We start from the raw sequence: 8,412 nt of genomic DNA, 5'->3' as shown, positions 1-8,412 counted from the left end.
GGAGGCAATAACCTGACTTCATTAGATGTAAGCAAGAATACAGCATTGACAGACTTGTACTGTGGAGAAAATAACCTAACTTCTTCCGCATTAAACCAGATTTTCAGGGATTTACCGCAAGGGAAAACAGGAAACATCTTTATATATGACAACCCCGGAAGTGAAACTTGTGACAAGAGTATTGCAGAAAATAAGGGGTGGGAAGTGTATTACTAAAAACAAACAAAATAATTTATTAACCTTTTCACCACTCCTGATTCCTTAGGGAGTTGGGGGTGGTGAAATTAAAGATGATATGTTTCTTTTATTAATATCTTATTTCTATTGTAATTATGACTATCCAAGAATTTTCGAATCTGCTTGATTTCCTAAAAACAAGAAAGCACATAGAATATAGGAAAGAATATTATATTTACTTATCCAAAGATTTAAAAAAAGGATTTGCAGATGCTATCCTTAAACCACATTACAAAGGAGAATTTGATTATGTAATTCCCCTTGCAAGTTATTGGGCAACGATTGATAGATGGAATGGGTATTGGCTTCATAATTTCGGATTTTATAATAGTAATTATGAACCTTGTGAAATCATATTCAAAACACAAAAAGGAGAAGCATGGAAACTATACGAATTGACTGAATCTACAACGATTGGCAAAGAAAGTTTCGCTCCCATATTTAAACTCCGAAATGAAAGTGAAACAATGACGAAAGAGATTCGTTGTGAAGAATATCTCCCTGATTTTAACAAGTCTCGTTTATTATTATATAATGAACTAAATGATATTACTACTGATTGATTTTAGTTTAATTGTACAAAAGTCAGCATCCCACCCGTTGCTGGCTTTTTTATTGGTGGTGGGAAAATACAGTAATTCCGGTTATATATACCTTTTACCAGATTTATCACCAACAGGAAATATACGAGTACAGGAGGAGATAAAGTCAGTATTTTATTACTCCATTACGATAAACAGGAAGTATAAATTTAAAATTTAATTGCCTATGAAGAATAAATAACAGACACAACCAAGATAGAATTAACAATAGTATTAACTTACTTTCGTTTACTTGACAAGTTAAACCATGAGTTAAACCGAAACAAAAAAGAAATAGCTAAAAGACTTCGTAGCTCGCTGGTGGCGTCGAAAGCGCAGCTTTTGATGCCGGAGAAGAGCAATTGACTCTTAATCAATGGGCCGAGGGTTCGAGCCCCTCCGAGGTCACAGAAGATAAACCACTTACGAAAGTAGGTGGTTTTTCTTTTGGGGTTGATTTTTGGTTGTTTTTGAAATTCACGTCAACCGAACAATTTGCGGCAAATATCGGCTATTTTAGAGACAAAACAGATTTCTATTTTTTCCACTTTTTTGGAGAATCCTTTTTTATTTCCCAGGGGCACAAAGATACGTTTAAAACCTAATTTTTCTGCTTCGGAAATCCGTTGTTCAATGCGACTGACCGCCCGTATCTCTCCGGACAACCCGACTTCACCGGCAAAAACGGTATCACCGGGAAGAGCCGCATCTATATTGGATGATAAAACAGCCATCACTACGGCCAAATCCAAAGCCGGGTCATTTACCTTAATGCCTCCTGCTATATTCAAAAAGACGTCTTTAGCAGCTAATTTAAATCCAACCCTCTTTTCAAGTACGGCAAGCAACATATTCAGACGCCTTGAATCAAAACCCGTAGCAGAACGCTGAGGCACTCCATAGGCTGCTGTAGAGACCAGCGATTGCACCTCCAGCAAAATGGGACGCACGCCTTCTACGGTTGCAGATACCGCAATACCACTTAACTCCTGATTATGATTCGACAAAAGTAACTCGGAAGGATTACTCACCTGACGCAAACCGGATTGCAACATCTCATATATCCCAATCTCAGAAGTGGAACCAAAACGGTTTTTCATAGACCTCAATATACGATACATGTATTGCTGGTCTCCTTCAAACTGCAACACCGTATCTACCATATGTTCCAGAATTTTAGGTCCGGCCAGTTGTCCGTCTTTTGTGATATGTCCGATTAAAATCGTGGAAATCGTATTTTCCTTACAAAACCGCAGCAACGCATTAGTACACTCCCGGATTTGAGACAAACTGCCGGGAATGGAATCAACCATTTCAGTGGCTAAAGTCTGGATGGAATCTATAATTAACAAATCCGGTTGGATAGTACGGGCATGTTCCAATACCACCTCCAAAGAATTCCCGGATAAAAAAAGACATTCATCATTATCAGCATTCAAGCGCTGCGCCCTCATTTTTATCTGCGAGATACTTTCCTCACCGGAAACATACAACACCTTTCCACACTGGTTGTGTAAAGCAAACTGAAGTACTAATGTAGATTTTCCAATACCCGGTTCTCCTCCCAAAAGAATCATAGACCCCGGAACCATACCCCCACCCAATACCCGGTTCAATTCCTGGTCTCCGGTATCGCGGCGGGCATCTGCATTCACTTTAATCTCAGACAGACGTAAAGCCTTAGAAGTAGGGCTACCAACGACAGAAATATTCCTTTTCCCCTGACCTGACACTTCTATTTCTTCAACAAAACTGTTCCATTCTCCACATACATTACAACGTCCCGTCCATTTGGATTCCTTTGCTCCGCAATTCTTACAGACATATACCGTTTTAGATTTCATCGTAAATCCCTATTCTAATAAAACTCTTCGTCCTCTTCATTTATTTCGTTATTCATCTCTGCAGATTCTGCCGGAACGGTTTCATCACAATCCAGACGTTTGGTCACCCCTGCCGGCCGTTCAAAAGGAGCATCCGTCATCTTTAACGATGAGTCTGCATAAGCTTTCTGCAAAAATTTTGCCCATATAGGCAAAGCCATACTTGCTCCCTGTCCATTAGCCAGATTCTGGAAACGGATAGACCGGTCTTCGGCGCCAACCCACACTCCCCCGACCAGATCCGGAGTCACTCCCATAAACCAACCATCGGCATGCTTTTGGGTTGTACCTGTTTTTCCTCCCATCGGATTCATCAATTTGTAGCGGTAACGCAAACGAACACCCGTTCCTCCCGTTACGACCCCTTCCAGCAAATTACACATCAGATAAGCTGTATTCTCAGTAATCACTTCCCGCGAATCAGGGAGGAACTGCTCCAATACGTTCCCGTATTTATCTTCAATCCGATAGACTAACAAAGGAGAATTGTAAACCCCCTTATTCGCAAAAATAGAGTAAGCAGTCACCATTTCCTTTACTGAAATCTCTGCTGTTCCCAAAAAAACAGAAGGGACAGGGTCAATAAAACTCGTAATCCCCATTTTATGAGCCATCTGAGCAACCGCCCCGGGTGTAAATTGTTTCAATACCCAGGCCGAAATATTATTCTCGGAATTAGCCAACCCCCAACGCAATGTTACCATCTCCCCTTTTCGCTTCGTCCCTCCGCGAGCAGTCCAGGGCACTCCGTCCGGCAATATAAAGGTCTGAGGTATATTAGGGACTTTATCACATGGTCCTAAGCCTTCCTGCATAGCTAAAGTGTATAAAATCGGTTTTATGGTGGAACCAACCTGCCGTTTTCCTACACTCACCATATCATACATAAAATAGCGATAATCCGGACCTCCGACATAAGCTTTGACATAACCGTTTTTAGGATTCATCACCATAAACCCGGAACGAAAAAAAGACTTATAATGCCTGATAGAATCAAGCGGGGTCATCACCGTATCACGTATTCCCTTCCAGGTAAATACCTGCATCTCCACCGGTTGCTCAAAAGTCTTCCGGATCTCAGCATATTTTTTACCGGCCCGGGATAAAACGCGGTAACGTTCAGATTGCCTGATAGACGTATTTAACACCCCCTCAATCTCTTCTTCTGTCATATCGTTAGAAAAAGGAGGATTCGATTTATTTACCTTTTCTTTATCAAACAGAGGCTGCAAATCCTGAGATAAATGTTCCCGCACTGCCTCTTCTGCATACTTTTGCATACGGGAATCCAAAGTGGCATAAATCTTTAAACCATCAGAATACAAATCGTAATGAGTACCATCCACCTTCACATTCTTTTTACACCAGCCATACAACGGATTGGTCTCCCAGGCTACAGAATCCAAACGGTATTGTTCTCTATTACCGTAATACTTTCTTTCAGGCTTATTTGCCGTCATAAACAAGCGCAGATATTCCCTGAAATAAGTCGCTAATCCTTCTTTATGGTCCACCCGTTTAAACTGCAATCCCAAAGGCAACAGTCGTAAAGAATCATACTGTTGCTCAGAAATTTTATCATACTTGTACATCTGAGCAAGTACTACATTCCTGCGATTTAAAGTTAATTCAGGACGTCTCACCGGATTATAGTATGATGAATTTTTAGCCATACCGATCAACATAGCTGCCTGCTCCATCTTTAAAGAATCCAAAGGAATCTGAAAATAAATATCTGCAGCAGAACTGATTCCGACAGCCAGATTCAAAAAATCGTATTTATTCAAATACATGGTAATAATCTCTTCCTTGGTATAGCTTTTTTCAAGTCTCACTGCAATGACCCATTCGCGAAACTTACGGATAGCCAATTCAAAAACATTCAAATCCGGCTCCCGTGGGAACAGCATCTTTGCCAGCTGCTGACTGATTGTACTACCTCCTCCGGCAGAGGTATTGGCTGTAAGTACCCCTTTTAACACCCGGAATAATCCCCGGACATCTACCCCACTGTGTTCATAAAAACGGACATCTTCCGTTGCAATTAAAGCATCAATGACAGATTGCGGTATTTCTTTATACTCTATATACTTCCGGTTTTCCTTTTCAAAATATTTGTTCATCACCGGACCATCGGCAAAATAAACTTCAGAAGCAAAGCGGTTATTGGGATTTTCCAACTCTTCAAAAGTAGGCATAAAGCCAAGCTTTCCGATAGAAATCAAATAGAAAAAAAGGAAAACAACTCCTATGCCGACAAAAACCACCGACCAGAATATGACGAATAATTTCCAATATTTTTTTACCATGCCTATTCGTATTAGTAGAAAACAAAAGTAATTAAAAATTACAGAGATATTTCATTTTAATTTAAACGATAACATTTTTTCAAAATTGTCTGAGACACACTTTTCCTGAACACAACAAGAGGATGTATCATCACCCTGACACATCCTCTATATCGCTATGGAAATACAATTATTTGTATTCGTCCCAACTTTTAATGGCTATATCTTCGCGGTTTACTTTACAAATGGCATATATAAACGCACTGGCCAAACGGGCATTGGTAATCAATGGAATATTATAATCCACTGCCGCACGACGTATTTTATAGCCATTATCCAATTCGCGCTTGGAATAGTTCTTCGGAATATTAATCACCATATCAATTTTCTTATTCCGGAGATAATCCATTATATTTGGTTCCTTTTGTTCGTCCGGCCAATGCAATAAAGTCACATTTATGCCATTCTCTTCAAAAAACTTGGCAGTACCGGCAGTTGCAAAAATATGATACCCTTTCTCCATCAGCATTTTAGTTGAATTAAGCAATTCCACTTTCGAACGGCTGGGCCCTGAAGAAATCAGAATATTTTTTTCAGGAATCCGGTTACCCACAGAAATCATACTTTTCAGGATGGCTTCGTAATAATTCTCACCGATACAACCAACCTCACCCGTCGAAGACATATCTACCCCCAAAACAGGATCAGCTTTCAGCAAACGGGCAAAAGAAAATTGAGAGGCTTTTACTCCCACATAATCCAAATCAAAAACCGATTTGTTCAATGCTTCCACATGCTCACCCAACATAATGCGGGTTGCCATCTCGATAAAATTGTATTTTAACACTTTAGATACAAACGGAAAACTCCGGGAAGCGCGAAGATTACATTCAATGACTTTAATATCATTGTCTTTAGCCAAGAACTGCATATTGAAAGGACCGGAGATATTCAGCTCCTTAGCAATAGCCCGGGCTATCTTCTTTATCCGGCGAAGAGTTTCCACATACAGCTTCTGGGCAGGAAAAACAATAGTAGCATCACCGGAATGCACGCCGGCAAACTCTACATGCTCACTGATAGCATAGGCTTTAATTTCACCTCCCTGGGCCACAGCATCTATTTCAACTTCTTTTGCCTGTTCGATAAATTCCGTTACTACGACCGGATAATCCTTCGAAACTTCAGCCGCCAACTCCAGGAAACGAACCAATTCCTCTTTATTGGACACCACATTCATAGCAGCTCCGGAAAGAACATAAGAAGGACGTATCAATAAAGGGAAACCCACTTCTTCCACGAATTTATAAATATCATCCAAACTGGTCAATTCTTTCCAACGGGGCTGGTCAATTCCCAACTGGTCGCACATGGTGGAAAACTTCTGACGGTCTTCGGCCCGGTCAATAGATTCAGCAGAAGTTCCCAGAATATTTACGTGCTGGGCATTCAACCGCATAGCGAGGTTATTCGGTATCTGACCTCCGGTGGAAACGATTACCCCTTTCGGGTCTTCCAATTCCACAATATCCATCACCCGCTCAAAAGAGAGTTCATCAAAATACAAACGGTCGCACGTATCATAATCCGTACTTACTGTTTCCGGATTATAATTGATCATTACAGAGCGATAGCCGGATTTATTAATGGTATGCAAAGCACTTACCCCACACCAGTCAAACTCTACGCTACTGCCAATCCGATATGCACCCGACCCCAAAACAATGACAGAGCGACCATCATGTTCATACTGAATATCATTTTCCGAACCATTATAGGTGATATACAAATAATTAGTCATTGCCGGATATTCTCCGGCCAATGTATCTATCTGTTTTACATAAGGAACAATTCCCAAGCCTTTGCGGTACTCGCGGACCATCAACATTTTCTGATGTATCGGCTGGTCATTTTTGATAGTAAATCTCCCGATCTGAAAATCAGAAAATCCCATTTGTTTGGCTTTCCGCAACAATACCGAACTGACCCCTGTAATAGTGGAATATTTGTTCAATTCCTCTTTCAGGTGATAAATATTTTGTAATCTCTCCAAAAACCATTTATCAATCCGGGTTATCTCATGGATTTTTTCCACAGAATATCCTTTGTTAAAAGCTTCAGCTATAGCAAAAATACGCTTATCCGTAGGATTCAGCAATTCTTCATCCACATCCGGAATCTCTATATTATTGCCAACAAATCCGTGCATCCCCTGACCTACCATCCGAAGTCCTTTTTGAATAGCTTCCTCAAAAGTACGGCCGATAGCCATAATCTCACCGACGCTTTTCATAGAAGAACCTATCAATTTAGATACTCCTTCAAATTTACTCAAATCCCAACGGGGAATCTTACACACCACATAATCCAAAGCAGGCTCAAAACAAGCGGTAGTCACTTTGGTAACAGAATTTTTAATTTCATGCAGACCATAGCCCAACCCTAATTTTGCAGCAACAAAAGCCAAAGGATATCCGGTTGCCTTAGACGCCAAAGCACTGGAACGGGACAAACGGGCATTCACTTCAATTACACGATAATCCTCAGAATTCGGGTCCAGGGTATACTGAACATTACACTCTCCGATTATTCCGATGTGACGGATAATTTTGATGGCAATAGCACGAAGCTTATGATATTCACTGTTACTTAATGTCTGAGAAGGTGCCACTACAATACTCTCTCCGGTATGGATGCCAAGGGGATCAAAATTTTCCATATTACAAACCGTAATACAGTTATCATACTGGTCCCGCACCACTTCATATTCCACTTCTTTCCATCCTTTCAGGGATTCTTCCACCAACACCTGAGGAGAATAAGAAAAAGCACTGGCAGCCAGTCTCCGGAGTTCTTCTTCATCGGAACAGAAACCTGAACCTAATCCCCCCAAAGTGTATGCTGCCCGTACAATAATCGGAAAACCCAATTCCTTAGAAGCGGCAATGGCTTCTTCCATATTATTAGCCGCGATGCTCCGGGGAGTCTTTACACCAATTTCATGCAATTTATTAGCAAAAATTTCCCGGTCCTCCGTATCAATAATAGCCTGTATAGGAGTTCCCAATACCTGTACATCATATTTTTCCAGAATACCTTTCTGAAACAACTCCACTCCGCAATTTAAAGCGGTTTGTCCGCCGAAAGAAAGCAAAATACCGTCGGGACGTTCTTTTTTAATCACCTCTTCCACATATTCCGGTGTCACCGGCAAATAATAAATCTTATCGGCTACACCCTCAGAAGTCTGTACAGTTGCAATATTCGGATTAATCAGCACACTATATTTTCCCTCTTCTCTTATTGCTTTCAATGCCTGGGAACCTGAATAGTCAAACTCTCCGGCCTGACCAATTTTTAAAGCTCCGGAACCCAGCAATAATATTTTATTTATTTCTTTCATACCCTTGCAATTTTTGATTT

At 40.7% G+C, this 8,412-nt stretch carries 4 protein-coding genes and 1 pseudogene; 2 read left to right on the top strand and 3 right to left on the bottom strand.

All coding sequences use genetic code 11. From position 1 onward, the window contains the following. Both D1136_RS10890 and D1136_RS04990 read left to right on the top strand, forming a co-directional pair. Window positions 1–216 (top strand): annotated as a pseudogene (locus tag D1136_RS10890) (hypothetical protein); the annotation flags it as partial. Between the two features lie 116 nt (window positions 217–332). Continuing rightward, window positions 333–800 (top strand): hypothetical protein, encoded by a 468-nt coding sequence (locus D1136_RS04990; protein ID WP_161876524.1) that lies wholly within the window; start codon window positions 333–335, stop codon window positions 798–800. 500 nt (window positions 801–1,300) lie between these two features. Here D1136_RS04990 and radA read toward each other — a convergent pair whose 3' ends face one another. The 3 genes from radA to carB all read right to left on the bottom strand — a co-directional run bounded on the left by radA (window position 1,301) and on the right by carB (window position 8,392). Next, window positions 1,301–2,662: a DNA repair protein RadA gene (gene radA, locus D1136_RS04985; protein ID WP_161876523.1), complete on the bottom strand. Its 1,362-nt coding sequence runs from the start codon at window positions 2,660–2,662 to the stop codon at window positions 1,301–1,303. Window positions 2,663–2,676: 14 nt separating this feature from the next. Further along, window positions 2,677–5,010: a transglycosylase domain-containing protein gene (locus D1136_RS04980; RefSeq protein WP_161876522.1), complete on the bottom strand. Its 2,334-nt coding sequence runs from the start codon at window positions 5,008–5,010 to the stop codon at window positions 2,677–2,679. Between the two features lie 169 nt (window positions 5,011–5,179). Next, complete coding sequence (gene carB / locus D1136_RS04975) at window positions 5,180–8,392, bottom strand: carbamoyl-phosphate synthase (glutamine-hydrolyzing) large subunit (RefSeq protein ID WP_161876521.1); 3,213 nt, start codon at window positions 8,390–8,392, stop codon at window positions 5,180–5,182. Window positions 8,393–8,412 lie beyond the last annotated feature (20 nt).

The organism is Odoribacter sp. Z80 (assembly GCF_009935865.1).
Taxonomy (GTDB): domain Bacteria; phylum Bacteroidota; class Bacteroidia; order Bacteroidales; family Marinifilaceae; genus Odoribacter.
Note: the sequence above shows the minus strand (reverse complement) of the source record. Positions and strands in the feature narration are given on the sequence as shown.